General features: G+C 70.1%; 23 protein-coding genes, 5 tRNA genes and 1 pseudogene. 14 read left to right on the top strand and 15 right to left on the bottom strand.

All coding sequences use genetic code 11. The features are described from left to right. Nucleotides 1-818, top strand: a pseudogene (locus GT354_RS33360) (hypothetical protein); the annotation flags it as partial. A gap of 283 nt (nucleotides 819-1,101) precedes the next feature. After that, a complete protein-coding gene (locus GT354_RS33365; protein ID WP_161360105.1) occupies nucleotides 1,102-2,004 on the top strand; it encodes a phosphoribosylaminoimidazolesuccinocarboxamide synthase in 903 nt (300 codons plus the stop codon). A 174-nt stretch (nucleotides 2,005-2,178) separates the two neighbouring features. Here the strand turns inward: GT354_RS33365 and GT354_RS33370 are convergent. The 3 genes from GT354_RS33370 to GT354_RS33380 form a co-directional block, all read right to left on the bottom strand. Continuing rightward, nucleotides 2,179-2,254, bottom strand: a tRNA-Gly gene (locus GT354_RS33370). 92 nt (nucleotides 2,255-2,346) lie between these two features. After that, a tRNA-Gly gene (locus GT354_RS33375) sits at nucleotides 2,347-2,418 on the bottom strand. Between the two features lie 353 nt (nucleotides 2,419-2,771). Continuing rightward, the gene (locus GT354_RS33380) at nucleotides 2,772-3,098 is read right to left on the bottom strand and encodes an Lsr2 family protein (RefSeq protein ID WP_161360106.1); all 327 of its coding nucleotides are present in this window, start codon (nucleotides 3,096-3,098) and stop codon (nucleotides 2,772-2,774) included. 502 nt (nucleotides 3,099-3,600) lie between these two features. Between GT354_RS33380 and purS the strand changes: the two genes are divergently transcribed. From purS to purL, 3 genes are read left to right on the top strand one after another with little or no spacing between them, the layout of a single operon-like run. Then, on the top strand, nucleotides 3,601-3,858 hold the full coding sequence (purS, locus tag GT354_RS33385; RefSeq protein WP_161360107.1) for a phosphoribosylformylglycinamidine synthase subunit PurS: 258 nt from the start codon (nucleotides 3,601-3,603) through the stop codon (nucleotides 3,856-3,858). Beyond that, a complete protein-coding gene (purQ, locus tag GT354_RS33390) occupies nucleotides 3,855-4,532 on the top strand; it encodes a phosphoribosylformylglycinamidine synthase subunit PurQ (RefSeq protein ID WP_161360108.1) in 678 nt (225 codons plus the stop codon). The genes purS and purQ overlap by 4 nt, the downstream gene beginning before the upstream one ends. Next, nucleotides 4,532-6,781, top strand: a complete 2,250-nt coding sequence (gene purL, locus GT354_RS33395) for a phosphoribosylformylglycinamidine synthase subunit PurL (protein WP_161360109.1) — start codon at nucleotides 4,532-4,534, stop codon at nucleotides 6,779-6,781. Before purQ ends, purL begins: the two co-directional genes overlap by 1 nt. A gap of 52 nt (nucleotides 6,782-6,833) precedes the next feature. On the opposite strand, the gene GT354_RS33400 is transcribed toward purL, so the two are convergent. From GT354_RS33400 to GT354_RS33415, 4 genes are all read right to left on the bottom strand, one after another. Next, nucleotides 6,834-7,469: a hypothetical protein gene (locus tag GT354_RS33400; RefSeq protein WP_237535730.1), complete on the bottom strand. Its 636-nt coding sequence runs from the start codon at nucleotides 7,467-7,469 to the stop codon at nucleotides 6,834-6,836. Then, nucleotides 7,460-8,068, bottom strand: coding sequence for a hypothetical protein (locus GT354_RS33405; protein WP_161360111.1), 609 nt, complete (start codon nucleotides 8,066-8,068; stop codon nucleotides 7,460-7,462). The genes GT354_RS33400 and GT354_RS33405 overlap by 10 nt, the downstream gene beginning before the upstream one ends. 128 nt (nucleotides 8,069-8,196) lie before the next feature. Then, a complete protein-coding gene (locus GT354_RS33410; protein WP_161360112.1) occupies nucleotides 8,197-9,087 on the bottom strand; it encodes a hypothetical protein in 891 nt (296 codons plus the stop codon). Then, a complete protein-coding gene (locus tag GT354_RS33415) occupies nucleotides 9,057-9,398 on the bottom strand; it encodes a hypothetical protein (RefSeq protein ID WP_161360113.1) in 342 nt (113 codons plus the stop codon). The genes GT354_RS33410 and GT354_RS33415 overlap by 31 nt, the downstream gene beginning before the upstream one ends. Nucleotides 9,399-9,504: 106 nt before the next feature. Between GT354_RS33415 and GT354_RS33420 the strand changes: the two genes are divergently transcribed. The 3 genes from GT354_RS33420 (at nucleotide 9,505) to purM (ending at nucleotide 13,124) form a co-directional block, all read left to right on the top strand. Further along, nucleotides 9,505-10,293: a maleylpyruvate isomerase family mycothiol-dependent enzyme gene (locus tag GT354_RS33420; RefSeq protein WP_161360114.1), complete on the top strand. Its 789-nt coding sequence runs from the start codon at nucleotides 9,505-9,507 to the stop codon at nucleotides 10,291-10,293. A 37-nt stretch (nucleotides 10,294-10,330) separates the two neighbouring features. After that, nucleotides 10,331-11,887, top strand: a complete 1,557-nt coding sequence (gene purF, locus GT354_RS33425; RefSeq protein ID WP_161360115.1) for an amidophosphoribosyltransferase — start codon at nucleotides 10,331-10,333, stop codon at nucleotides 11,885-11,887. Between the two features lie 163 nt (nucleotides 11,888-12,050). Then, a complete protein-coding gene (purM, locus tag GT354_RS33430) occupies nucleotides 12,051-13,124 on the top strand; it encodes a phosphoribosylformylglycinamidine cyclo-ligase (protein WP_161360116.1) in 1,074 nt (357 codons plus the stop codon). A 194-nt stretch (nucleotides 13,125-13,318) separates the two neighbouring features. Here the strand turns inward: purM and GT354_RS33435 are convergent, their stop codons facing one another. Further along, entirely contained in the window at nucleotides 13,319-13,567 is a 249-nt protein-coding gene (locus GT354_RS33435) for a DUF3073 domain-containing protein (protein WP_161360117.1), read from the bottom strand. 239 nt (nucleotides 13,568-13,806) lie between these two features. Beyond that, a complete protein-coding gene (locus GT354_RS33440; protein WP_161360129.1) occupies nucleotides 13,807-14,907 on the bottom strand; it encodes a Glu/Leu/Phe/Val dehydrogenase in 1,101 nt (366 codons plus the stop codon). A 156-nt stretch (nucleotides 14,908-15,063) separates the two neighbouring features. Between GT354_RS33440 and GT354_RS33445 the strand changes: the two genes are divergently transcribed. Beyond that, entirely contained in the window at nucleotides 15,064-15,945 is an 882-nt protein-coding gene (locus GT354_RS33445; protein ID WP_346012294.1) for a hypothetical protein, read from the top strand. Between the two features lie 534 nt (nucleotides 15,946-16,479). Continuing rightward, nucleotides 16,480-16,686: a developmental transcriptional regulator BldC gene (gene bldC, locus GT354_RS33450; protein WP_020555617.1), complete on the top strand. Its 207-nt coding sequence runs from the start codon at nucleotides 16,480-16,482 to the stop codon at nucleotides 16,684-16,686. A gap of 789 nt (nucleotides 16,687-17,475) precedes the next feature. Here the strand turns inward: bldC and GT354_RS33455 are convergent. Both GT354_RS33455 and GT354_RS33460 read right to left on the bottom strand, forming a co-directional pair. Continuing rightward, a complete protein-coding gene (locus GT354_RS33455) occupies nucleotides 17,476-18,687 on the bottom strand; it encodes a glutathionylspermidine synthase family protein (RefSeq protein ID WP_161360118.1) in 1,212 nt (403 codons plus the stop codon). Between the two features lie 31 nt (nucleotides 18,688-18,718). Beyond that, nucleotides 18,719-19,051 carry a hypothetical protein gene (locus GT354_RS33460; protein WP_161360119.1) on the bottom strand — a complete coding sequence of 111 codons (333 nt, stop codon included), beginning with the start codon at nucleotides 19,049-19,051 and terminating at the stop codon, nucleotides 18,719-18,721. 302 nt (nucleotides 19,052-19,353) lie between these two features. On the opposite strand from GT354_RS33460, the gene GT354_RS33465 reads away from it, so the two are divergent. Next, nucleotides 19,354-20,052 (top strand): hypothetical protein, encoded by a 699-nt coding sequence (locus GT354_RS33465; RefSeq protein WP_161360120.1) that lies wholly within the window; start codon nucleotides 19,354-19,356, stop codon nucleotides 20,050-20,052. Nucleotides 20,053-20,074: 22 nt separating this feature from the next. Here GT354_RS33465 and GT354_RS33470 read toward each other — a convergent pair whose 3' ends face one another. The 4 genes from GT354_RS33470 to GT354_RS33485 form a co-directional block, all read right to left on the bottom strand. Continuing rightward, on the bottom strand, nucleotides 20,075-20,776 hold the full coding sequence (locus GT354_RS33470; protein WP_161360131.1) for a VIT family protein: 702 nt from the start codon (nucleotides 20,774-20,776) through the stop codon (nucleotides 20,075-20,077). A gap of 155 nt (nucleotides 20,777-20,931) precedes the next feature. Continuing rightward, nucleotides 20,932-21,008 (bottom strand) — tRNA-Phe (locus GT354_RS33475). Nucleotides 21,009-21,052: 44 nt separating this feature from the next. After that, nucleotides 21,053-21,127, bottom strand: a tRNA-Asp gene (locus GT354_RS33480). Between the two features lie 90 nt (nucleotides 21,128-21,217). After that, nucleotides 21,218-21,290, bottom strand: a tRNA-Glu gene (locus GT354_RS33485). A 128-nt stretch (nucleotides 21,291-21,418) separates the two neighbouring features. Between GT354_RS33485 and GT354_RS33490 the strand changes: the two genes are divergently transcribed. The 3 genes from GT354_RS33490 to GT354_RS33500 all read left to right on the top strand — a co-directional run bounded on the left by GT354_RS33490 (nucleotide 21,419) and on the right by GT354_RS33500 (nucleotide 25,721). Next, nucleotides 21,419-21,778 (top strand): metallopeptidase family protein, encoded by a 360-nt coding sequence (locus GT354_RS33490; RefSeq protein WP_346012295.1) that lies wholly within the window; start codon nucleotides 21,419-21,421, stop codon nucleotides 21,776-21,778. A gap of 135 nt (nucleotides 21,779-21,913) precedes the next feature. Continuing rightward, entirely contained in the window at nucleotides 21,914-23,392 is a 1,479-nt protein-coding gene (locus GT354_RS33495; protein ID WP_161360121.1) for a hypothetical protein, read from the top strand. Nucleotides 23,393-23,600: 208 nt separating this feature from the next. Further along, on the top strand, nucleotides 23,601-25,721 hold the full coding sequence (locus GT354_RS33500; protein WP_161360122.1) for a DEAD/DEAH box helicase: 2,121 nt from the start codon (nucleotides 23,601-23,603) through the stop codon (nucleotides 25,719-25,721). Nucleotides 25,722-25,796: the final 75 nt, after the last annotated feature.

Raw genomic sequence — 25,796 nt, forward strand, 5'->3', positions numbered from 1 at the left:
GGCGCTCGCTGGGCCCCGTCCCGCTGCGTCCGGCCCGCCGGGTGTCGCGCGCGTTCGCCCGGCAGCTCCTGGGCCTGTGTGTGGGGCACGCCGAGCTGATGGAGCGCGAGATCGCGGTGGGCGCCGCCGCGCTCGCGATCCCGCTGGAGCCGGAGCTTCGGGCCACCGCACACGAACAGGTCGGCCTCGCCTACGCGGGCTGGGATCGACTGCTGACCCGCCTGGCGGCCCCCGCGTGGACGCTGGGCCGGCAGCCGGACGCGCTGATGGCGGGCGTGGTCTGCGCGCTGACCGAGCTGTCCCGGCGGGACCGGCTCGCCGACGCGTTCGGTGCCCGATTGGCCGAGCGCCCCGCGAGCGACCTGCTGGCCGACCCGGTCGTGATGGACGCCGAGGTGTCCCGCCTGGCGGCGGGCATCTTCGCCGACGGCCCGACCCCGGAGCCGGTCGCGTGGGCCGACTATCCCGAGGCGGTCATCGAGCCGGTGTGGCGGGCGCGGGCCCGGGCCTTCGCGGCCTCGGTCGACCACGCCCTGGCGGTGCTGCGCCGCGAAGGCCGCGCCGACGACCACCGCGAGGCCGCCGACCACCTCTTCGCGGTGGTCGCGTGCGCGGCCCTGGACACGGGCAGGATGCGCCCGGCCGTCGACTGGCTGGACGGCCCCGTACTGGTCGACGCCCGAGGCGAGGCGGTGGACCTGGCCACACTCATCACCCGCGCGGTGGACGAGGGCAACGACACCCCCCTGCGCACGTGGCTCGCCAAGATCGGCATCCCCACGCGAGAACCCGTCCACCCGGACGGCTCCGCAGCCTGACCCAGACCGGCAAAACCGCCCCCGACCCACCGAACAGCCAAAACACCTACACACCCCCCAGGCCCCGAGGCCGGACCACGCCCACCCTTCGCCCGAATCCCGCAGCCGCCCCCCGACGGCACGGGTGGGCGGGTGGGAACAAACCCCACCAACCAAAACCGCAACCCACACCCCCCAAAGACACCCGCAGGGACACCCAACCCGCCAACCGGCTCGTGAAAGACTCGGGCGGCCGCCCGTGGGCCCACAGCCCACCCCCGACTCAAGAGAGTGCTGGTTAGCTGTGAGCGGATTCGTCACCAAGCCCGAACCCGTCGAGGTTCCGGGACTGACCCACATCCACACCGGCAAGGTCCGCGACCTGTACCTCGACGCCGACGGCAATCTCGTGATGCTCGCGAGCAACCGGATGTCGGCCTTCGACTGGGTCCTGGACCCGGAGATCCCGGACAAGGGCCGCATCCTCACGAGCCTGTCGCTGTGGTGGTTCGAGTTGCTCGCCGACCTGTATCCCAACCACGTGATCTCCACGGAGGTGCCCGCCGGCGCGCCCGCCGACTGGGCGGGCCGCACCTTGGTGTGCCGCCGCCTGGACATGGTCCCCGTCGAGTGCGTCGCTCGCGGCTACCTGGCCGGCTCGGGCCTGGTGGAGTACCGCGAGTCCCGCACCGTGTGCGGCGTCACCCTGCCGGCGGGTCTGACCGACGGCTCGGAGTTGCCCGCGCCGATCTTCACCCCGGCCACCAAGGCCGAGGTGGGCGAGCACGACGAAAATGTCAGCTACGACTACGTCGCCGAGCACTACGGGGCCGAGATCGCCACGACGCTGCGTCAGGCCACGCTCGCCGTGTACAGCCGTGCCCGGGACATCGCCCGGGACCGCGGCATCATCCTGGCCGACACCAAGTTCGAGTTCGGCTTCGACTCCGACGGGCGCCTCGTGCTCGCCGACGAGGTGCTCACGCCCGACTCGTCGCGCTTTTGGCCCGCCGACCAGTGGGAGCCGGGCCACGCCCAGCCGTCCTTCGACAAGCAGTACGTACGCGACTGGCTGGCCTCGCCGGAATCCGGCTGGGACCGGAAATCGGAGACCCCGCCGCCGGCCTTGCCCGAAGCCGTAGTCCGGCGCACCCAGGAGAAATACGCCGAGGCGTACGAGCGCCTGACCGGCCGCCGCTGGTCCTGATTCGCCACCCGCGCCCGCGCGGTCCCGGTCTGCGGCCACGGACCCGCCGACCCCGCGCGCGCATACCCGCGTGGACATCCGAAATCCGGAATCGGGTGCTCCACGCGGGGAAGGCACGGCCGGGAAACCGGAAAAGCAAGAAGGCCGGATCACGTGAGTGATCCGGCCTTCTTATGGAGCGGACGACGAGATTCGAACTCGCGACCCTCACCTTGGCAAGGTGATGCTCTACCAACTGAGCCACGTCCGCACGACTCGGGGCGTTGCCCCGCGTTGTGTTCCCAACAGTACCCGATCCGCGGAGGTGGTTGCCACCGACCTCGGTTGGGGTGCTTTGAGCAGAGCAGGCGACAGGAATCGAACACTGCGTCTCCCCCTTGGAAAGGGGGCGCTCTACCACTGAGCTACGCCTGCGTGTGTTCCCCGGTTTCCCGGGTGCAAGAGAACCATATCGGAGACTCGAAGCCGCCGAGCACGCTCCGGAGTCGGATCGCTACGGATGTCCCGAATTGACGGAAAAGTTCCTCACAGAGAGACCCACTCGACCGCGATCGCGCCCCACCGGCCCCTTCCTCCCCACCTTCCCGAGGCCCACCTCCCGAGGCCCGGCTCCTCCGCCGCGACGACGTTCCCCGGCTCGATACCGACGACCCCCGGCCCGACACAGCGGAGCGGCCCTCGACCCCAGGAGGAGTCGAGGGCCGCGATGTCCTGTCGTTGCCCGGTGGTGGTGCGAGCGCCGAGCCGCGCGCGTGGTGCGGTGCCCGTCAGTTGGCAGCGTTGGCGGCCTCGAATTCGGCGTATACGCGAGCCGGGATGCGCCCGCGGGCGGGCACGTCCATGCCTCGCGCACGTGCCCAGGCCCGAACTGCGGCCGGATCGGAGGTAACGGTCGTCTGGCGGAAGGGCTTTCCGGTGCGCGCGGTACGCCGCGCGGCGGCCAGATAAGGGGCCAGAGCGTCCCGCATCTGCTGAACGTGTACTTCCGAAAGGTCGATTTCATACGACTTGCCGTCGAGGCCGAAACGGATGGTTTCCGCGGCCTCGCTTCCGTCGATGTCGTCGTGCAGGCTGACCACTACACGCTGGGCCATGGCGGTGTCCTCTCGGGTGATAGCACCGAGGCGAAAAACAAAAACTACATTGCCGAGTCTAAGCGCTAAACGCGAACCGTCGCCGTGTCGTCCACTGTTCTTCGGTTCGGTTAGCGCTAATTTACCGGTCGCCGATTCGTTTTCACGATACTGGAGATATTCCTCTCGCTCCGCCGGACAGGCCGCGCGCAGGTCGGACGGCGACGATCCACAGCCTGTGGACAACGTGGCGGGCTCGGGTTGCCGACGGGCTCCCCTCCGGGCACATTGCCCGATTCAAGGCGATTTATTGACTTCGCGACCTTCGAGAAGCCCTGTGGACAACCCAAAACCTGTGGATAACTTGGCGTCGGGACGGCGCCGGGGAGGCGGCCGGTACCCTGATACCGCCGATCCATCGGGTGCCGGCGTCGACCGACCCGATCCAGCAGCAGGGTCCGCATCCCCGCGTCCGGCCTATCCCGGACGTGGCCCGGCCCGAACCATCACAGTGGGAGTGCCTGTGGCACGCGTCGTCGTCGACGTCATGCTCAAGCCGGAAATCCTCGATCCCCAGGGACAGGCCGTGCAGCGCGCGCTGCCGCGTCTGGGATTCGAGGGAATCACCGACGTCCGCCAAGGCAAGCGATTCGAACTGGAGCTGGAGGGAGCGGTCGACGAGGCCGCTCTCGCCCGCATCCGCGAAGCCGCCGAGTCGTTCCTTGCCAACACCGTGATCGAGGACTTCACGGTCCGCGTCGAGACGGAGGAGGGGAAGTGACGATCCGCGTCGGCGTCGTCACCTTTCCCGGCTCGCTCGACGACCGTGACGCATCGCGCGCGGTGCGTATCGCCGGTGCCGAGCCGGTTGCCCTATGGCACAAGGACAAGAACCTCCAGCAGGTCGACGCGATCATCCTGCCGGGTGGTTTCTCGTACGGTGACTACCTGCGTTGCGGCGCGATCTCGCGCTTCTCACCCGTCATGGAATCGGTGATCGAGCAGGCCAAGGCCGGTCTCCCGGTATTGGGCATCTGCAACGGTTTCCAAATTCTTTGCGAATCACACCTGCTGCCCGGCGCGCTGACCCGCAACGATCACCTGCACTTCATCTGCCGCGATCAAAAGCTGCGGATCGAGAACACGCGAACCGCGTGGACCTCGGACTATGCGCAGGGCCAGGAGATCACCGTTCCGCTCAAGAACGGTGAGGGCGGTTTCGTCGCCGACGAACGCACCCTGGACATGCTGGAGGCCGAGGGTCGCGTGGTGGCGCGCTACCTGGACGTGAACCCCAACGGGTCGCGCCGCGACATCGCCGGCATCAGCAACGCCGCCGGCAACGTGGTGGGTCTCATGCCGCACCCCGAGCACGCCGTCGAGTCGCTGACCGGCCCGACAACCGACGGGCTCGCCTTCTTCTCGTCGATCCTGAAGCGCCTGGTGAACGCCTGATGAGCCTCGACACCGTCAAGCACGCACACGACAACCCCGACGTCGAGCAGCCCTTCGCCGAACTCGGCCTCAAGCCCGACGAGTACACCCGCATCCGCGAGATCCTCGGCCGCCGGCCCACGTCGTCCGAACTGGCGATGTACTCCGTCATGTGGTCCGAGCACTGCTCGTACAAGTCGAGCAAGGTGCACCTGCGCCAGTTCGGCGACAAGATGCCGGCCAACGACGCGATGCTCGTCGGCATCGGCGAGAACGCCGGCGTCGTCGACGTGGGTCAGGGCTACGCGGTGACCTTCAAGGTCGAGTCGCACAACCACCCGTCGTACGTGGAGCCCTACCAGGGCGCCGCGACCGGCATCGGCGGCATCGTGCGCGACATCCTCGCGATGGGCGCCCGCCCGGTCGCGGTGATGGACCCGCTGCGGTTCGGCGCGGTCGATCACCCCGACACCCGGCGCGTACTGCCGGGCATCGTGGCCGGCATCGGCGGCTACGGCAACTGCCTGGGCCTGCCCAACATCGGCGGCGAAATCGTCTTCGACCCCTGCTACCAGGGCAACCCGCTGGTCAACGCGCTGTGCGTGGGCGTGATGAAGCACGAGGACATCCACCTCGCGCAGGCATCCGGGGCCGGCAACCTGGTCATCCTGTACGGCGCCCGCACCGGCGGCGACGGGATCGGCGGCGTGTCCGTCCTGGCCTCGGAGACCTTCGACGCAGACGGCCCGGCCAAGCGCCCGGCCGTCCAGGTCGGCGACCCGTTCCAGGAGAAGCTGCTCATCGAGTGCACCCTGGAGCTGTTCCGCGAACACCTCGTCGCGGGCATCCAGGACCTCGGCGGCGCGGGCCTGTCCTGCGCGACCTCCGAACTGGCCTCGGCCGGCTCCGGTGGCATGCGCGTCGAACTCGACACCGTGCCGCTGCGCGACCACACGCTCTCGCCCGAGGAAATCCTCATGAGCGAGTCGCAGGAGCGCATGTGCGCGGTGGTGGAGCCGGCACACGTGGCCCGCTTCATGGAGATCTGCGACAAGTGGGACGTCATCGCCACCGTCGTCGGCGAGGTCACCGAGGGCGAACGCCTGGAGATCTTCTGGCACGGCGAGCAGATCGTGGACGTGCCGCCGCGCACGGTCGCACACGAGGGCCCGGTCTACGAGCGCCCCTACGCGCGGCCCGAGTGGCAGGACGCGCTCCAGGCCGACGCCGCCGAACGGCTGCCGCGCCCGACCACGGCCGACGAGCTCAAGGCGACCCTGCTCAAACTGGTCGCGTCGCCCAACCTCGCGGACAAGTCGTGGGTCACCGACCAATACGACCGGTACGTGCTCGGCGACACCGTGCTGGCCCAGCCGGAGGACTCCGGCATGGTCCGCGTGGACGCCGAGACCGGCCTGGGGGTCGCGCTCTCCACCGACGGCAACGGCCGGTTCTGCAAGCTCGACCCGTACACCGGCGCGCAGCTCGCCCTGGCCGAGGCGTACCGCAACGTGGCCACGACCGGTGCCAAGCCGCTCGCCGTCACCGACTGCCTGAACTTCGGCTCGCCCGAGGACCCGGCGGTCATGTGGCAGTTCGCCGAGACCACCCGCGGTCTCGCGGACGCGTGTCAGATCCTGGGCACGCCGGTCACCGGCGGCAACGTGTCGTTCTACAACCAGACCGGCGAGACGCCGATCCACCCGACGCCCGTCGTCGGTGTGCTCGGTGTGATCGACGACGTAGAGCGGCGCACCCCGATCGGCTTCGCCGAAGAGGGGCAGATCATCCTGCTCCTGGGCGACACCCGGGAGGAACTCTCCGGTTCGGTGTGGGCGCACGTGGCCCACGACCACCTCGGCGGTCTGCCGCCGCGCGTCGACCTGGAGCGCGAGCGGCTGCTCGCCGAGATCCTGATCGCGGGCTCGCGCGACGGCATGATCGATGCCGCGCACGACCTCGCCGACGGTGGGCTGGCCCAGGCGCTGGTCGAGGCGTGCCTGTCGGGCGGCAACGGCGCGCGCGTCGTACTGCCGGAGGACCTCGACCCGACGGTGGCACTGTTCAGCGAGTCGGCGGGTCGCGCGATCGTCGCGGTGCCGCGGAGCGAGGAACTGCGCTTCAGCGACATGTGCAAGGTCCGCAACCTCCCGTGCGCCCGGATCGGCGTCGTCGACGGCGACACCCTGGACCTCCAGGGCCACTTCACGGTGGGACTCGCGGAACTGCGCAAGGCGTCCGAGGACACCCTCAAGGGCTTCTTCGCCTGACAGCCGCAGCACCGATGCCCGGGTGACGTGCCGAGCGCACGTCACCCGGGCATCAGCACATCCGGTACACCGTGTCCGGATTCAGGTTCTTGTCGAAGCGCACCCGCAGGACCCGTCCGTCGGGCGCGGTGAATTCCAGTGTGCGATTGCCGACGAAGCGCACGTCGTGCGGCGGGTGTTCCTCGACGCAGCCGAAATAGACGGTCATCCGACGGTCGAGCCCCCGAGACGTCCGCAGGGCGAGGTGATACTTCGGGTCGATCATCTCGTGCGCGTCCACCTGCACCGCGCGGACGCGACCGTCCGGGGAGACCGCGAGCACGCCCTGATCCGCCGGTCGGAACCCGCCGAAGAGGAACCAGCCCACCAGGCCCAGCAGCGCGACCGCGGTGAACAGCACGCCGACGATCCACATCCCGACCCACACCACCAGGGGCCGGAACGACTGCGCGATTTCGATGCTCACGAGCGCCGCGGCCAGTGCCCACGGGAAGACGACCATGGTCAGGACGCCCTCCTGGAAGATCGCCAGGTTGAACGGATCCCACCGGGCCGCCGCGCACACGAGCACGAGCGCCCCGGCCGCCCCGAGCAACAGCGGCCGACGCGGTAACCGCCCCGGCGATCGGGCCGCGCCCTCGTCCCGTCCCGCGGCGGCGGGCGTCGGAGCCGCCGTGCTCACGGGCACAGCCCGGCGTCCGTGGTGTTGAGGTTCTTGTCGAACTGCACGCGCAGGGTCGGGCCCTTGGCCCCGGTGTACTCCAGCGTGCGGTTGTCGAGGAAGCGCACGAGCGGTGGCCCGCCGCCCTCGTCGGTGCATCCGGCCAGGATCGTCGTGCTGCGGTCGAAGCCCGCGTCGAGGTGCACCCTCAGCGAATACGTCGAGTCGATCGTGTACGTGTTCTCGCGCTGCACCACCACGGCTCGCACTCGCCCGTCCGGCGACACGGCCACCGTTTTCCCCGAGGCCTGGTGCGCCTCCACCAGGCCGAAGACGAACAGGGTCAGAGCCACCAACAGCCCGCCCAGGCACACGAAGGCGAGCGTCACCAGGCGGATGAGCAGACTGTGAAAGGTCAGCGAGAGCTCGATCCCGATCAGGGCGCCGGCGACCACGAGCGGGGCGATGCCGCCGGCCGTGAGGCCGCGTTCGAGCACGTCCACGTTCCACGGATTCCAGGCGCCGGCGATTCCCACGATCAGCGCCGGCGGCACCGGGAAAAGCAGCACGCCCCGGCGCACGATCGTGCCGATGCGGCGCACCTCGCTCGGCACGGTGTCGAACACACCCGGCACTGTCTCGGACTCGTATATCCCGACCATGGCCCCCGCCCCCGGTTCGTCGGCGGTACGGGCCGCCGAATCGCTACGGCCGGAAGCTACCGTGCCCGGAGCGTCCCCGTCGCGGTCGAGCGCTACCCGTCGAGTCGATACGGCCGAAACGTCCCGTGTCCCGGCCAGTACGGATAGCGGACCGTGGTGAGATGCGCTCCTTTCGACGCGCTCTCCTCGTACGCGTGATACGTCGAGTGCCCCGCGTCCGCCCACCCCGCGAAAATCAACGTGTGACCCGCCGCGCCCGGCGCGGTGTTGAGCAGGATGTCGCCCGGTCGCAGGTCGTCCCGCTCGATCCGGTGGGACACCTGCGGCAGCGTCGCCGTGGTCAGCCCGGGCGGCGGCAGCCCCCACGCCATCGACACCAGGCCCGAGCAGTCCGTGCGATAACCGTCGTGCAGCTTGCTCATGCTGTAGCCCACCCGCAGATCGGCCCAGCCCTTGGCACGGGCCACGATGGCGCCCCCGTCCGGTCCGTCCGGTCCGACCGGCCTGATCGGTGCGTCCGGCGCCGCCGGGGCGATCCGCGAGCCGCGCCCGATCGGGCGGATCGTCACCGGCCCGGTGTACGCGGCGGGCAGCGCGAACCCCGCTTCGCCGGCCCGAACCACCGCGGCCGGTGGGCGCGGGGGAGGCGAGACCGCCGGCGCGACGTCGAGCAACCGGGTGCGGACGGCCGCGTCGGTCTCCGCATACGCCCGGGCGCTCTCGGCGACCCGGTCCGCGAGGTCCACCGCTCCCCGCTCACTCCGATCCAGCGCCGCCGCGGCCTCGCCCAGTCGCGTCCGCAGCACGTCGTAGGTATCCGGCGACAGCGGTCGACTCGCCGCCACATCCACCGCCTCCACCCGCTCCCGAACCGCCCGGCTCTCCCACGCGACCCCGCGCAGCGCAGCCGCGAGCGCCCCCAACTCCTGCGGCGCCGCCACGAACCCACCGGTCACCGCACGGCCCACCGCTCGTCCAGCCACGCCGCACTCCCGCCGGCCGGAAACGACTCCTCGCCGCCACCGATCGCCCGCGCCGCCCGCTCGCGCTCGGCGATCGCCACCAACGCGGCCCGCATCACGTCCGCGTGCGCCCGCAACGCCGCCACGAGCACCCCCACGGCCGATTCCGCTGCCAGGCACTCCAGGCGCCACGCCTGCCCGCGCGCCGCGAAACCCGCCGCTGCGCTCCCCCGCCAGTCCGACGCGATCGGCACCGCCCCGACCCGCGTCACCGCCTCCGCCAACTCCGCCGCCACCGCGTCCACCCGCTCGGGATCCCCGTAAGCACTCATGGCCACAGCGTCACAAAATCCGGCACCCGCCGGCGGCCCGCGACCGCGATCTGTGCAGAAACGAATCGCCTACTCTCGATGCCCGAGCCACCTCTAACCTGCCCCCATGACGAGCCGTACCCCTGCCCCCCGCCCCCGCAAGGTCGACCCGGCCAAGGTGCGCGCCGCCCTGATCGCGCAGTGGCGCGCGATGGCGGCCACGACCGCGAAGCTCACCCCCGCACAACTCGCGGCCCCCTCCGGACTGACCGGCTGGTCCACCGCCAACCTCGTCGGCCACATGGCCGCGAGCATCGAGGCGGTCCCGCGCTGGATCGCCCTGCCCACCCCCACAGGCAGCCCGATCACCGTCGAACAGTGGGCGAACGGCACCTCGGCCCACGCCGCCGCCATCTCCGACGTCGCCGACGAGATGGCCGAGGCCGGCCGTACCCCCGCCGACTACGTCGACGCCGCGATCGCCGCGATGGAGACGACCGCCGACACCAAGGTCGTGGTCACCCGGATCGGCCCGATGCGCGCCGCCGACATGCTGGTGACCCGGCTCGTCGAGGGTGTCGTGCACTCCGACGACCTCGAACGCGCGACCGGCGAACCGTTCCCCCACGACCGGCAGGCGCTGGGCACGGTGGTCCGCGCCCTGACCGACGCACTCGCCGGGCGCGCCCCCGGCCACTCGGTCGAGGTACGGGTCCCGCCGTTCGCCGTCGTGCAGTGCGTCACAGGCCCCAGGCACACGCGGGGCGTTCCGCCCAACGTGGTCGAGACCGATCCCAAAACCTGGATCCGACTCGCCACCGGCCGCCTGACCTGGGCCGACGCGGTGGAAAACGGGAGCGTCCTGGCCAGTGGCGAACGCAGCGACTTGTCCGGACACCTGCCGCTGATGGGGTGAACCCCGGAGCGTGTGGCCCTGTCGTAGACTCGATCCCGTGCCACGTGGAGACGGACGACTCAACCACGATCTCTTCCCCGGCGAAAAGGGCCCGCAGGACGCCTGCGGTGTCTTCGGAGTCTGGGCCCCCGGCGAAGAGGTCGCAAAGCTCACCTACTTCGGTCTCTACGCTCTTCAGCACCGCGGGACGGAATCCGCCGGTATAGCTGTGAGCAATGGGTCCCAAATCCTGGTCTTCAAGGACATGGGCCTGGTTTCCCAGGTCTTCGACGAAACCACTCTGGGCTCGCTGCGCGGACACATGGCCGTCGGCCATGCCCGCTACTCGACCACCGGATCGTCGGTCTGGGAGAACGCCCAACCCACCTTCCGCGCCACCGCGACGGGCAGCATCGCCCTCGGCCACAACGGCAACCTCACCAACACCGGTGAACTGTCCCGTCTGGTCGCAGAGCAGGGCCCCGATCGCGGCGAGATCAACTACCCCTACCAAGGTCGGATCGAGGCCAGCAGCGACACCGATCTGCTGACCTCGCTCCTGGCCGGCAGCCCGGATCTCTCCCTCGAAGAGACCGCGATGCAGGTGCTCCCGAAGGTCAAGGGCGCCTTCTCGCTCGTCTTCATGGACGAGACCACGCTCTACGCCGTGCGCGACCCACAGGGCATCCGCCCGCTCGTGCTCGGCCGGCTGGAGCGCGGGTGGGTCGTCGCGAGCGAGACCGCCGCGCTCGACATCGTCGGCGCGTCGTTCATCCGGGAGATCGAGCCGGGCGAACTCATCGCCGTCGACGAGCACGGCCTGCGCACCCGGCGCTTCGCCGAGGCCAAGCCCAAGGGCTGCGTCTTCGAATACGTCTACCTGGCCCGCCCCGACACCACGATCGCCGGTCGCGGCGTCTACGCGTCACGGGTGGAGATGGGCCGCCGGCTGGCCCAGGAGTTCCCGGTCGACGCCGACCTGGTGATGCCGACTCCCGAGTCCGGCACCCCCGCGGCGATCGGCTACGCCGAGCAGTCGGGCATCGCGTACGGCAACGGGCTCGTCAAGAACTCGTACGTCGGTCGCACCTTCATCCAGCCCAGCCAGACCATCCGCCAACTGGGCATCCGGCTCAAGCTCAACCCGTTGCGCGAGGTCATCCAGGGCAAGCGCCTGGTCGTCGTGGACGACTCGATCGTGCGCGGCAACACGCAGCGGGCGCTCGTGCGCATGCTGCGCGAGGCCGGCGCGCTCGAAGTGCACGTGCGCATCTCGTCGCCGCCGGTCAAGTGGCCGTGCTTCTTCGGCATCGACTTCGCGACCCGCGCCGAGTTGATCGCCAACGGTCTCTCGGTCGACGAGATCGCCAAGTCCCTCGGCGCCGACTCGCTCGCGTACATCTCCCTGGACGCGATGGTCGAGGCGACCACGATCCCCAAGGACCGCCTGTGCCGGGCCTGCTTCGACGGGGAATACCCGATCGAACTGCCCGACCCCGAGCGGCTCGGCAAACACCTCCTCGAAGGCATCGAGCAGACCGTCCGCACAGACGTGGACGGCGTGCAGGCCCTCCTCGGCGGCGGCGGCGCGGAGGACGCGCTGCGTCGTCCCTGACGCTCGCCGCGACGCAGCGTCGCCCCGAACACATGAGTGGTGCCCGCACCCGGGCCCTGCCGAGTTCTCTCCTTCGGATCGCTCCCGTCGCGCCGGCCCACCGGGTCGGTCGCGACGGGGCGCCCGAGAAGATCCACCGACCCGACCCGAAAGGGCCGCCGCCGTGAGCGACCAGTCCACCCCCACCACCCCCACCGCGACGTACGCCGCGGCCGGCGTCGACATCGAGGCCGGTGACCGCGCCGTCGAACTCATGAAGCAATGGGTCGGCAAGGCCACCCGGCCGGAGGTCGTCGGCGGCCTGGGCGGCTTCGCGGGCCTGTTCGACGTCTCCGCGTTCAAGCGCTACGAGCGCCCCCTGCTGGCGACCGCGACCGACGGCGTGGGCACCAAGGTCGCCATCGCCCAGGCCATGGACAAGCACGACACGATCGGCCACGACCTCGTGGGCATGGTCGTCGACGACCTCGTCGTGTGCGGCGCCGAGCCGCTGTTCATGACCGACTACATCGCGACCGGCAAGGTCGTGCCCGAGCGCGTCGCGGCGATCGTCAAGGGCATCGCGGAGGGCTGCGTGCTCGCCGGCTGCGCCTTGGTCGGTGGCGAGACGGCCGAGCACCCGGGCCTGCTCGACCCGAACGAGTACGACGTCGCCGGCGCCGGCACCGGCGTCGTGGAGGCCGACGGCCTGCTCGGCGCCGAACGCGTGCGCGAGGGCGACGTGGTGATCGCGATGGCGGCGTCGGGTCTGCACTCCAACGGCTACTCGCTCGCCCGGCACGTGTTCTTCACCCTCGCCGGCTGGAAGCTCGACCGCGATGTCCCGGAGCTGGGCCGCACCCTGGGCGAGGAGTTGTTGGAGCCGACCCGGATCTACTCGCTCGACTGCCTCGACCTGGCCCGTCGCACCGACGTGCACGCGTTCTCACACGTCACCGGCGGCGGCCTGGAGGCCAACCTGGCGCGCGTGCTCCCGGCCCACCTGGACGCCCGCCTGGAGCGCTCGACGTGGACCCCCGCGCCGGTGTTCGGTCTGGTCGGCTCACTGGGCGGCGTGGCCCGCGCCGAGGTGGAGAAGACGCTCAACATGGGCATCGGCATGGTCGCGGTGGTCGCCGCCGACGCCGCGGACGCGGCGCTCGCGGTGCTGGCCGAGCGCGGCGTGCCCGCGTGGGTCCTGGGCGGCGTCGTCGCCGGTTCGGGACAGGCCGTACTGAACGGCGACCACAAGGCATGACGAAGGCACCCGCGGCGGTGGCCGTCGTCCCGGCCGGGGACGGCGCCACCCTCGGGGGTGCGTGGCAGAACACGCCAAACGGCCCGGGGGCGGGTGGTGGTGCCACTCGCGCCCGGACCGGGCGGCGTTACCGTGCACGGACACCCCGGCTGAAGTGGGTGTTCGGTCCGTGTGTGACGACGAAGGAGGTGAGGTCAACGACGGCGTGAACCGTCGGTGTCCTCGTCTTCGTCGTCGTTGTAGCGAGCCGAGTACCCCGCGTAGGGGTCGTCGAACTCGTCTTCGCTCTCGTCGTCGTCGACTTCGGGCTTGCCGATCGGCAGCTCGGATGTCGGCGACGCGCCCAGCTCTTCAGCCAGACGGCTCAGATCCGTCCCGCCGCTGTTGTACTTCAGCTGGCGGGCGACCTTTGTCTGCTTGGCCTTGGCCCGGCCGCGCCCCATGGCTCGACCCCCTCAACGACGGGGCGCACGGCCCCGGGTCTTGACACGCGTTCATAGTCAGAGACGGTTCCATCACGCTTGAGAACCGGCCCGTAGGAGATTAACGGTACCTGCTTCCGCTGCCGGGCGGTACGTCGCATAGGTGACAGCGGGGCTCGGACCCCGACCGGGCTGCACTGTTCCGGCTGGTCAGGGGCCTGATCAAGGGTCCTTTGCCGGGTCTGACGATACCGTGTCGCTCAGCTTTGGAGGTAGATGTCACGCAAGCGGCCCACTTCCGCCATCCGCCGCTCGGCCAAACGGTCGGCCGCGACGGCCGGTGGAATGCCCTCGTCGGCCGCCAGTACGAAGATTCGGGCGGTGGTCTCGCGGATGCCGGTCGCCTTGCGCTTGGCCCGCTCGAAGTCGAAGCCGCGCCGCTCGTCGGCGACCTGGATCACGCCGCCGGAGTTGACCACGTAGTCCGGCGCGTACAGCACACCGCGCTCGGCCAGGGTCTTCTCGACCCCCGGATGAGCCAGTTGGTTGTTGGCCGCGCCGCACACCACGGACGCGGTCAGGACGGGCACGGTGGCGTCGTCGAGCGCGCCACCGAGCGCGCAGGGCGCGTACACGTCCAGATCGGGAAGCCGGATCAGCGTGTCGGTGTCGGCGACCACGTCCACCGCGGGGTGTTCGGCCCGCAGCCGGGCGAGCGCGCGCTCGTCGACGTCGGTCACCACGACCGAGGCGCCGTCGGCGAGCAGGTGTCCGACGAGATGGCGGCCGACCTTGCCCACGCCCGCGACGCCGACCCTGCGGCCGCGCAGCGTGGGTGAGCCCCAGCGATGCTCGGCGGACGCGAGCATGCCCTGGAAGACCCCGTAGGCGGTCAGCACGGACGAGTCGCCGGCGCCGCCGTTGTCGGGGGAGCGGCCGGTGACGAAGTCGCACTCCTTGGCGACCACGTCCATGTCGTCGACGTAGGTCCCCACGTCGCACGCCGTGATGTAGCGGCCGTTCAACGACTGGACGAAGCGGCCGTAGGCGCGCAGCAGGACCTCGCTCTTGTCGCGCCGGGGGTCGCCGATGATCACCGCCTTGCCGCCGCCGTGGTCGAGCCCGGCCAGGGCGTTCTTGTACGCCATGCCGCGCGAGAGGTTGAGGACGTCGTCGACGGCCTCCTCCTCGCTCTCGTAGGGGTGGAACCTGGTTCCGCCGAGGGCGGGACCCAGCGCGCTCGAGTAGATCGCGATGATCGCGCGCAGACCGCTCGCGCGGTCCTGGCAGAAGACGACCTGCTCGTGGCCGGTCGACCTGCCGAACACCAGGCCCGACGTCGTGCCGCCGGGGCCATCCATGCTGTCGGTCACTGTGGTGACTCCATGGGATTCGAGGTGACGACGCCGCCCCGCGGGATTTGCCGGGCGGCAGTGCTTCCAGCCTATGACCGGTGCTGTTCGCGGGGTTGGACCTTCTCCGCGTCCCAGGCCCCGCGACATGCCAAGATTCGTTCCGTGCGGACTTCGGTGGTTGCCCCCTACGCGGCGTACCTGCGGGTGTACGAGCCGCTTGCCGCGTTTCCCGAGCCCGAGAGGGCGCGGTGGGCGGCCTACGCCGCCACGCAGGCGGCAGGGGGCCCCGCGTCCCCCGAGGCGTCGCCGACCGTCGAGCCGACCGCTCGGGAGCACAGGAGCGGCCTGGAGAACCTCCTGGCCACCCCTCCGGTCGTCGCGCCGGCGCACGAGAGCGAGGAGGCCTACGTGCAACTCCTCGACGGGGTCACGGTCGTGTGCCCGCGACAGACCCGGCTGCGCTGTTGGACGGCGCTCGCCCAGTTGCGTCGGGAGTATCCGCCGACGGTCCTGGACGCGTTCTGGCCGCGGGTCGTGCTCGATCAGGCACACGTGGACCACGAGCGCTGGAAGGCCGATCACCCGGACGTGCACCCGCACATCCACAGCAGCACCTGGCACGTGCCGGTGCGGTGGTTCGTGCTGTTCACGCCGGACGAGCGGGTCGTGGTGCCGGCGGCCGAGGGTTCCTCGGCGGGCCCGGGCGAGCTCTACTACCGCACGCCGATGGTGCAGGCCCGGCGGCGGATCGCCCGGGCGCTGAAGGTACTGCGGGAGACGATCGAGGACGGCGCGTTGATCACCGGCCTGGAGAGCGTGGGCCGATGGTTGGAGGAGTTCCATCCCCGCGCGATGGTCGAACTGGACTACGGCGGCCTCGTGCGGCTGCTCTCGACCGAGGATCCGAGCGAGGAGAACTCGGTCGGCGACGTCGTGGAGGGCATCGCCGCACTGGGGTCCGGTGACGGAGCGCGAGCATCGGCGGCCTATCGCAGGATTACGGAGCGTTGGCAATCGGTACGTGCTCTGGAGCACGCGAGCTGAGCAAGCGTCCGCATTTAATGAAGTTTCGGCGTGACCGTCGTCACTCTTTCGTGTTCAGTCACCCCGTGATCTGAAAGCCTCTCAACCTGCTGGTTCGAGTTGTGGGACTCCCATCCGTCTCCCCGAGTCGGAGATCAACTCGTAACAAGGTGCATACGCCAGCGAATGGTTCGTATATGATGAAAAGGACAAACCAGATGTAGTCGGTCTGGTCGGGTCCGTCTTCGGGGATACTTCGTTGCTGGTGGGGCGGGGTGGACGCAAGAGGCTGGTCTGACCCGAGTGACTCATCGTCACAGCCGAGTGACTGTCCGCTATGCCTGGTCCTTCGGGATCGCGTGGCTTGAACCGTGGGATGCCAATTCCGGCGGTTTGACCAACCGGGTGCGGCGGATGGTGTACTTGTACTGTGAAGGACAAGCCGTTCGTCCTATAACCGACTTGGCCCTCATGAGCCATTTAGGACATCGTGGGTCAAGGTGCAGAATTTGAAGAAAGAACCGTGTTGGTTCGGTTCTCCCGAGGAGGCCGCTCATGACCGCTCGTACGCCTGATGCCGAGCCGCTGCTGACGCCGGCCGAGGTTGCCAGCATGTTCCGCGTCGACCCCAAGACGGTGACGCGCTGGGCAAAGGCCGGCAAGCTCACGTCGATCCGCACGCTCGGCGGACACCGTCGCTACCGCGAGGTGGAGGTCCGCGCACTGCTCGCGGGCATTCCGCAGCAGCGCAGCGAAGCCTGAGGGCTGCGTCGAAAGCTTTTCCCCTGAGTGCTGCACCGGATCCCGCCGGGTCCGGTGCAGCACTCTTTTGCGTGCCCGGGTGCGGCCGACGCCCGTCGAATCGCCCCGACCGCGGTCCGGCGCGCGCTCCGGCGGTGCGCCGGGGGGCGGTCCTGCGGGACGAAATGCATGGTGAGTGGGGGGCGCACGGGGCGCCTTGGAAGCCGGCTCGGCGCCGCCGCACCCGACTTTCAGTAAAATATCACATAGAATGCACCGTCGATTTCCAGCCTCTGTCGAAAACCATCGCCACTCGAAACAGTGACCTTGGTCACATGCCCCCTCGTCGGGTGTGCGACCCGACCGAGGCGAGGCCGGCCCGGGTGCGATCGAGAGCGGCCCGAAGCCGCGGGAGGCGGGCCCTCGGGCGGCATCCGGTATTCCGGTGACCCACGCGGCCCAGGGGCCGCGCGGGCGGCCCCAGGCGGGGAACGGCGGCTCGGGCGCGGGGTCGGATCCGTCCACGGCCGGTGCGGCGCCGAACGGAATTCGGACCCCTGTGCGGCCTCTCCGAGAGGTGCTCGGTTCGGCGCCGGCCACGCATTGCCGCCGGAACGCGGACGGATCACGAAAATCCCCGATCGGGCGCGCTTCGGGCGGCCCTGTGCATCGACTTTCGCCGAACTCGGCTCGAAATCGAGGGGTGAATACTCTGGGTGATATTCGGTGCTCGAAAGCCGAGATCGAGAGATCGGGCGAAACCGTTGGTTGGTCACGGTGTGCGATGGTCGCCCTCGCTCCGGACCTCGATCAGTCCTCGTCGAGCCAGGCGAGTCGGGTGTCGGTGTCGGGGGCGGGACCGTCGATCACATGCGGCAGGAAGCGCGCGTAGGTATCGGTCACCGGACCGCTCGATTCGCGGATGCCCAGGCCTGCGGACTTGCCGTCGACGACCCACGTGCCGAGCACGGGCTTGTTGCCGTCGAAGTCCGGCAGCGGCACGTACTCCTGATAGCACCAGCCCTCGTCGCCGTACGCCTCGGCCGGCTGCACGTGCTCGCCGGCGGGCGTGACGATCCGGATCGCGTCGCCCTCGCGCCCGTGCAGGGGCTTGGCGACGTACGACCGCATGTCGCGCGGCGAGTCGAGGTAGGCGGGCAGCAGGTTGGGATGGTCCGGGTACAGCTCCCACAACACGGCCAGGAGCGCCTTGTTGGACAGGATCGCCTTCCAGGCCGGCTCGACGAACAGGCACGACCTCGGGTGGCCGACGAGGTGCTTGCCGAAGGGTTCGGCGAGCATGTCCTCCCAGGGATAGAGCATGAACATCGTGTCGATGCCCCGCTCGTCCAGGTCCACGAAGCGCAGGCGCTCCGCGTCCCAACCGATCTCGGCGACCTCGAGGCCGATCGTGGTCAGGCCGGCCTCGGTCGCGGTGTCGCGGAGGTAGGCGGTGGTCAGCCACTCCTCCTCGTCCTCGGTGCCCTCGACGTGCGCGAAGTGCATGGTCTCCGAGCGCAGATACGGCCTGATCCGGCCCCACGCGCGGACCAGCCGCTCGTGCAGGCTGTTCCACTGGTCGCGCTCGGGGAAGCGATCGCGCAGCCAGTACCACTGGACCAGGGACGCCTCGATCAGCGCGGTGGGGGTGTCCGCGTTGTACTCCAACAGCTTGGCCTCGCGGCCGTCGCCGCCCCACGCGAGGTCGAAGCGCCCGTAGATGCTCGGGTGTTCCTCGTCGAGGGTGACCCGCAGATAGTCGCGGGCCTCCTCGGGCAGACCGAACGCGGTCAGATCGCCGTGACGGATCACGTGCCGGGCGGCCGCGACCGACATCGCGTGCAGTTCCTCGGTGACGTCCTCGAGTCGATCGACCTCGTCGAGAGTCAGCTCGTAGTACGCCTCTTCGTGCCAGTAGGGGACCTCGGTGCCGTCGTCCTCCTCCCAGGTCGCGTAGAGCAGTCCCTGGGACTCGACGAGCGGTTTCCAACCCGGCCGAGGCGTACTCGGTATACGGCGCATTGCTCAGGCCCTCCCCGGATGTGACACCGCGTCAGCTTGAACTCTTCGACGGACACGAGCCGAAGCCGCCGCGTTCCACCTTGCCCTTGCGCGGGCGATCGAACGATCCCTGCCCGGCGGCGAGGGTCATACCCCTGGCGGGCGTCAGCGTCTGTCCGCACTTGTGCGCGACGTAGTACCACGACAGGTTCGGGTCGCCCCGGCCCAGGCACTGCCAGTCGTCCACCCGCACGCTCTTGGACTTGTCCGCGCAGATCTCCGCGTAGCCGCTCTTGGCCGCGTTCTTGCCGCCGCTGCTGCCACACGCCGTCAGCGCGCCGGCGAGCGTGAGCGTCAGCGTCGCCGCGACCGCGGTCGACTTCATGCTGCGGTTCCTGGTGGCACGGGAAGAGGCCACGATTCCTCCGCTCGGCGGGACTTCTCGCGACGGTCACGGTGCGGACCGACCCGAGGACCGTACCGACTCGCCGGGCCTGTCGGGGGCTCGGGCGATGTCTTCGCGACGAAGTCACACGCGTGCGCGGAGGCATATGTCGAGAGTGCTCACCGATGCCCGATGTGGCCCGCACGGCCTGGACGAGGCCCCGAAAACCGAGCGCACCCTGGGTGTGCGGGCCGCTACTGTTCGGGCGTCCTCACGCCGAATCAGTCCCGGGAAGTGACCAAGTGAGTGCCCCAGCCAACCCCCCTCGGCTCTCCCCCGACGCGGTCGACGCGCTCTTCGGCGGCTCCGCCCGACCGTCGTACGCGCCGCCCGGAACGCTCACCTGCGACGAGTGCGGGTCCTACCCCGCGGTTCGGGCCACGCTGCGTTCGCACCGGGGGCTCGTACTCCTGATGACCACGCGCACGATGAAGGGGACGTTCTGCCGGCCGTGCGGACTCGCCAGGCAGCGCGAACTGAGCGGCCGCACGCTGTGGCAGGGCTGGTGGGGAGTGGCCTCGCTCGTGGTCACGCCGATCGTGTTGCTGACCAACCTGATCGGTCGAAGCCGCTTTCGCGCCCTGCCCGAGCCGACCCCGGGGGCGCCCGGGCAGCCGCTCGACCCGGGCGTGCCGCTGCGCAGGCGTCCCGTGATCGCGGGCCTGCTGGTCCCGATCTCGGTGCTGACCGCCGTGCTGGTGTCGATCCTCGTGGGCTCCGACGACGCGTCGGCCAAGAGCATCCGCGAGGGCGACTGCGTCACGGTCTCGGGCGCCCGGGTCACCCCCTCCGGGTGCGGCGACGGGCGCAAGGTGACCCGTCGCATCCCGCTGCCGTCGACGGCCCGTTGCCCTGCGGGAGACGACACCGTGACGGTGTCCGAGGACGACGTCGTGTATCGGCTGTGCCTGGAATTCGTCGGTCTGCGGTTCGTCGGCTGAGCCCACTCACCGCGCCGACGCGTCACACTCCCGAGGCGCCGAGCAGCGCGCCGACGCCGTAGGTGACGGCCATCGCGAGTGCGCCGCCCGCGCCGGTACGCACGATCGCGCGCGGTACCGGCGCGCCGCCGAGCCGGGCGCCGCTCCAACCGCACAGCACCAATGCGGCCAGGACCGCGCCGACGGTGATCGGGAGCCGAATCGAGGCCGGCGGCAGGACCATCGCCAGCAGCGGCAGCAACGCGCCGACCGTGAACGCGAGGAAGCTCGCGCCGGCCGCGTGCCACGGGTTGGCCAGTGCCTGAGGGTCGATCCGCAGTTCGACCTGCGCGTGCGCCGCGAGCGCGTCGTGCTCGGTGAGTTGCTCGGCCACCTCACGCGCGAGCCGCCGAGTCAGACCCTGTTCCTGGTACAGGCCGGTCAGTTCGTTCAGTTCGGCCTCGGGCTCGTCGGCCAGCTCTCGGCGTTCCTGGACGAGCGCGGCCTTCTCGGCGTCGCGTTGGGTGCTGACCGAGACGTACTCCCCGGCGGCCATCGACAGCGAGCCCGCGAGCAATCCGGCGAGGCCGGCCGTAAGCAGTTGCGCGCGCTCGTCCGTGGCTCCCGCGACCCCGACCACGAGGCCGGCGGTGGAGACGATCCCGTCGTTGGCTCCGAGCACGGCGGCCCGCAGCCAGTTGAGGCGGGTGCCCATGTTCTGGTCGTGCGGGGGATGGGTGGGCATCGGACCGGCTGCGCTGCTCGGGACCGCGGTGCTCATTCCCGAAGTATCGCCACGAAAGACCGAAAGAAGGGCGAAAGACACGACCCGACAGCAGCCCGTGAACAGCAAAAACGCCCCGGCGAAGTGATCGCTTGGGGCGTTGCGGCATTTCAGCCTGGTGGCCAGGGGCGGGGTCGAACCGCCGACCTTCCGATTTTCAGTCGGACGCTCGTACCAACTGAGCTACCTGGCCTCGATGAATCAGGGCGCCGTATCGGCGCCCTGATCGTCATCTTGCGGTCCTGACGGGATTTGAACCCGCGGCCTTCACCTTGACAGGGTGACGAGCACTCCAAACTGCTCCACAGGACCTCTACCCGCGTTTCCTTGGGCTTCCTTCGTGTTGAACCCTACCGTACTGGCTGTCCGGCTTGTTGCGGCCCCCTGAGAGGCTTTGTTGCGTGCCCCCAACGGGATTCGAACCCGTGCTACCGCCTTGAAAGGGCGACGTCCTAGGCCACTAGACGATGGGGGCTTGTTGGCCGTGTCCGGCGTCTTGTTGCCGTCGGGGACGTCCCGAACTATACGGGGTTTGCGCGGGCGACTGCAAAGCGGATTGCCGGCGCCCGCGGCGGGTGCGACGCGGGGGCGCAGAATGGGGGCGTGCTTGAGATGTCGCGCGAGGAGTTCGAGGAACTGGTCGCCGAGGCCCTGGACCGGATTCCTCCCGAGTTGACCCGGATCATGAACAACGTCGCGATCTTCGTCGAGGACGAGTCCGAGGTGAGGGACGCCCACGGCGGCGGACTGCTCGGCCTGTACGAGGGGATCCCGCTGACCGAGCGCGGCGACGGCTACGCCGGAGTGCTGCCGGATCGGATCACCATCTACCGCAATCCGATACTGCGGATCTGCGAGACCTACGAGCACGTGGTGGAGGAAGTCGAGATCACCGTCGTGCACGAGGTGGCGCATCACTTCGGGATCGACGACGCGTGGTTGCACGAGAACGGCTACGGCTGACCGTCGCCGCGCCGGGGCACCGCGTGGGCGCGGTGATCGCGCGCTCCCCGGGCACGATCACGCGCCCCCGCCGAACGGGTGACGGTGGGCCATTCGAGGTTGGACCCGGACTTTGCGGGTGCCCATGCTGAACGGGTGACCACGCAGGGGGACATCGGGCCCATGACGGAATTCGCCGACGACGACGAGCCCGACTTCCCCGGTCCCGAATCGAGTGCGCACGCCGCCGGGCGCGACGTGGACGCAACGCCTGCGCCTACCGAGCCCTATCGGCCGCTCGCCGGCTGGGCGTGGGGGCGGCCGGCCTCGGTGAGCACGGTCGACCCCGACGCCGGATACCCGCGGTTCGACGCGGTGCACGGGTCGTTCGCGGCCTTTGCCGCCGACGACTACGACGACTACGGCGTGGAGGTGGGGGCGGGATACACCCACCGAGTGCCGCGGGAGTCGCGGACGCCGTTCGTGGCAACGCAGTTCGACGAGACACGGCTCGACAAGCCCGAGTCCGACGACGCCCGGCCCCCCGAAGCGCAGTCCGTCAAGGCGCAGTTCGAGGTCTTTCGGTTGGACGGGACGCTCACCGACACCGCGCTGGAACCCGTGTCGATGCTCACCCGTTGGTTCGGCGAGCCCACGCGGATCCCGGCACAGCCGCTCGTGGAGTGCGAACCGCCGTCGCCCGCACCGAAGGTGACGAAGCGTCGGACGATCTCACCCGAAGCCCGGAAGTTCGCGGCCGGCCGGCAGACGCGTCCGCCGGCCGCCGATGCGGTGCGTACCGCGTGGGGGTTCCCGCTCGCGCTCGTGGCGTCGGTACTCGTCCTCGCCGGACTCGTCTATCTGCACGGGTGGTCCCGGGCGCAGGCCCGGTCGAGGTACCTCGGCTTCGACGAGAGCGTGCTGGGCACGTCCGGCCGGGACTACGTCGTGGACGGTCTGCGGGCGCTGTGCCTGCCGCTGCTGGTGATCCTGGGCGCGGTGCTCGGGGTGAGCCTGGCGCACTCCCGCGTGGTGTCGGTGTTGCGCCGACACCGACGCGTCGCGATCGGTTGTACGGGCGTGCTGCGGTGCGCGTGGGTCGTCGTACCCGGGGTGGCCCGGATCGCGGTGCACCGCGAACCGGCGTTCGAGGCGCGGTGGTGGGCCTTGACCCTGCCGTGCGCGGTCACCGCGGGGGTGTTGATCACCACGTACGGGGTGCTGCTCGCGCGCCGGCTCGGTGCGCGTCGCCGCGACGCCGGGACGGGCGGCGTGCGGCGATGGTCGGCCGTGCTGACGAGCGCGACCGTCGTGCTGTGTCTGTTCTGGGTCTCGGGGGCGTACGCGGCGGTCACCGGGCGCGACGACGGCCAAGCCTTCGCGCACGGCCTGCACGGGCGGACCTCCGTCGTCCTCTACTCGGCGCAGGATCTGCGGATGCAGGAAGACGAGGGAATCGCGGTTCGGGAAGATTCCGGAGCTTCCTATCGTTACCGGTACACCGGACTGCGCTTGCTGCGCCGCTCCTCGGGAACGCTGTACCTGCTCCCCGAGCGCTGGTCGTGGGAGCGTCCGAGACTGCTCGTCGTGCACGAGGACACACGCCTGAGGGTGGAGTACGAACGCACCCGATAGGCATCGCCGAGCAGTGATCGGGTACGCTGGTGAATCGCTTTGCCCATATCCAGGCGCCGCCATGAGTCGCGGCGCCTCGTAGGCTCGTTCTGGTGCTCCGCAGAAGTGTCGCTTTCTCGTGCGACCACATTTCGGCTGCGGACCTTCGAGACGGGCCGCATCCGGAAGGTTTTGCATGCCCCCCTATGCCAATGACACTGCTACGCCCATGCCCGGTACCGAAGGTGCCGAGGTTCAGGAGGGTGTTGCGGATGCGCAGGCAGCCGAGGTGACCGAGGTCGCTTCGGAGACTACCGACACCATCACCGAGGTCGTCGAGGTTGTCGAGACCGTAGTGAACGACAACGACAACGACGCCGACGGCGGCGACACCGAGCTCGCGGCGCAGGACGAGGCCGTGACGGACGCCGAGGACGACATCGTCGAGGCCGCGGACGACATCGAGGCCGCGGACGCCGAAGAGACCGACGCGGCTTCCGGCGAGGCGGACGACGCCGAGGCCGAGGCCGAGGTCAAGCCCGAGCCGACCGGCCCGAGCTTCGCCGACTTCGACCTGCACAAGGACGTCGTGGACGCGCTCGCGCGGCGCGGGGTCACCCACCCGTTCCCGATCCAGGCCGCGACGTTGCCGGACGCCATGGCCGGCAAGGACATCCTCGGCCGCGGTCGGACCGGCTCCGGCAAGACGCTGGGCTTCGGTCTGCCGATGCTGACCCGCCTGTCGGGTCGCAAGGCGCGCGCCCGTCGTCCGCTCGCGCTGATCCTCACCCCGACGCGCGAACTCGCGATGCAGGTGCACGACGCGCTGGAGCCCTACGGTCGCATCCTCGACCTGCGGATGAAGACCGTCACCGGCGGCATGTCGATGCCGAAGCAGATCTTCGCCCTGGAGCGCGGCGTCGAGATCCTGGTCGCGACTCCCGGTCGCCTCCAGGACCTCGTGGACCGCGGCGCGGCCGTGCTCGACAACGTCGAGATCACGATCCTCGACGAGGCCGACCAGATGGCCGACATGGGCTTCCTGCCCGAGGTCACCGCGCTGCTCGATCTGATCCCGGCCGGCGGTCAGCGGATGCTGTTCTCCGCGACGCTGGACAAGGGCGTCGACGCGATCGTTCGCAAGTATCTGGTCGACCCGGTCACCCACTCGGTGGACCCGCACTCGTCGTCGGTCACCACGATGTCGCACCACGTGTTGATCGTGCAGCCGAAGGACAAGACGTACGTCACGGCGGCCATCGCGGCCCGCCGCGGTCGGACGATGATCTTCGTGCGCACCAAGTTCGGCGCCGACCGCGTCGCGCAGCAGCTTCGTGAGGCCGGTGTCCGCGCCGAGGCGCTGCACGGTGGCATGACGCAGGGCGCGCGTACCCGCACGCTGGCCGAGTACAAGGAGGGTCGCACTCCGGTTCTCGTCGCCACCGACGTCGCGGCTCGCGGCATCCACGTGGACGGCATCGACCTGGTCCTGCACGTGGACCCGGCCGCGGACTCGAAGGACTACCTGCACCGCGCGGGTCGTACCGCCCGTGCCGGTGAGGCCGGCGCGGTCGTCACGCTCGCGCTGCCGCACCAGCGCCGCACGGTGGACCGTCTCCTGGAGGACGCGGGTGTCGGCGACGCGACGCGCCTTCGGGTGCAGAACTCCAACGACCCGGAGATGCGCAAGCTGACCGGCGCGCGCACGCTGTCCGAGGTCAAGGCCCAGTCCGTGGCCGATGCCGCTGTCGAGGCCGAGCAGGAGGCCGAGCGGCTCGCCGGTCGGATCATCGAGCTCAAGGCCGAGGCCGCCGAACTGCGGCGCAAGGCCGCCGAGTTGGCCGAGGCCGCCAAGAACGGTGACGTGCCGGTGCGCTACGAGCGCCCCGAGCGCGGTGACCGCGGCGGCGACCGTGGCGATCGTGGTGACCGTGGTGACCGCGGCGGCGACCGTGGTGGCTACCGCGGTGACCGCGGCGGCGACCGTCCGTCGTACGGCGACCGTCGGTCGAGCGGCGCCCCGCGTTCGGGTGACCGCCCCTCGTACGGCGACCGCGACCGTGCCCCGCGCACCGGCGACCGTCCGTCCTACGGCGGCGGCGACCGTCGGCCGAGCAGCCCGCGTGCGGGTGACCGCCCGTCCTACGGCGACCGCCCCGCGTACGGCAACGACCGCGCCCCGCGTGGCGACCGCCCCGCGTACAACGACCGACCGGCCTACAACGACCGTCCGGCGTACAACGCGGGCGACCGTTCGCACGACCGCGCGCCGCGTCGCGACGGCCACTTCGACCGTCCGGCCGGCGGCCCCGCGGGCGACCGCAAGCCGCGTTGGAAGCGCGATGCGTGAGCACTACGCCTTGTGCGCGTAGCCGACGCATAGCTGACGCGTAGTCAGAACCCTTGAGCGGGGCGGGATCGATCC

This window comes from Streptomyces sp. SID3343, assembly GCF_009865215.1.
Classification (GTDB): Bacteria; Actinomycetota; Actinomycetes; order Streptomycetales; family Streptomycetaceae; genus Embleya.

Excerpts from the sequence above, each read along its gene's own strand:
- GT354_RS33380 (WP_161360106.1), bottom strand. The coding sequence starts at position 3,098 with ATGGCCCAGCGTGTAGTGGTCAGCCTGCACGACGACATCGACGGAAGC.
- purL (WP_161360109.1), top strand. The coding sequence starts at position 4,532 with ATGAGCCTCGACACCGTCAAGCACGCACACGACAACCCCGACGTCGAG.
- GT354_RS33415 (WP_161360113.1), bottom strand. The coding sequence starts at position 9,398 with ATGAGTGCTTACGGGGATCCCGAGCGGGTGGACGCGGTGGCGGCGGAG.
- GT354_RS33420 (WP_161360114.1), top strand. The coding sequence starts at position 9,505 with ATGACGAGCCGTACCCCTGCCCCCCGCCCCCGCAAGGTCGACCCGGCC.
- GT354_RS33435 (WP_161360117.1), bottom strand. The coding sequence starts at position 13,567 with ATGGGGCGCGGCCGGGCCAAGGCCAAGCAGACAAAGGTCGCCCGCCAG.
- GT354_RS33440 (WP_161360129.1), bottom strand. The coding sequence starts at position 14,907 with ATGGATGGCCCCGGCGGCACGACGTCGGGCCTGGTGTTCGGCAGGTCG.
- bldC (WP_020555617.1), top strand. The coding sequence starts at position 16,480 with ATGACCGCTCGTACGCCTGATGCCGAGCCGCTGCTGACGCCGGCCGAG.
- GT354_RS33455 (WP_161360118.1), bottom strand. The coding sequence starts at position 18,687 with ATGCGCCGTATACCGAGTACGCCTCGGCCGGGTTGGAAACCGCTCGTC.
- GT354_RS33460 (WP_161360119.1), bottom strand. The coding sequence starts at position 19,051 with ATGAAGTCGACCGCGGTCGCGGCGACGCTGACGCTCACGCTCGCCGGC.
- GT354_RS33470 (WP_161360131.1), bottom strand. The coding sequence starts at position 20,776 with ATGCCCACCCATCCCCCGCACGACCAGAACATGGGCACCCGCCTCAAC.
- GT354_RS33500 (WP_161360122.1), top strand. The coding sequence starts at position 23,601 with ATGCCCGGTACCGAAGGTGCCGAGGTTCAGGAGGGTGTTGCGGATGCG.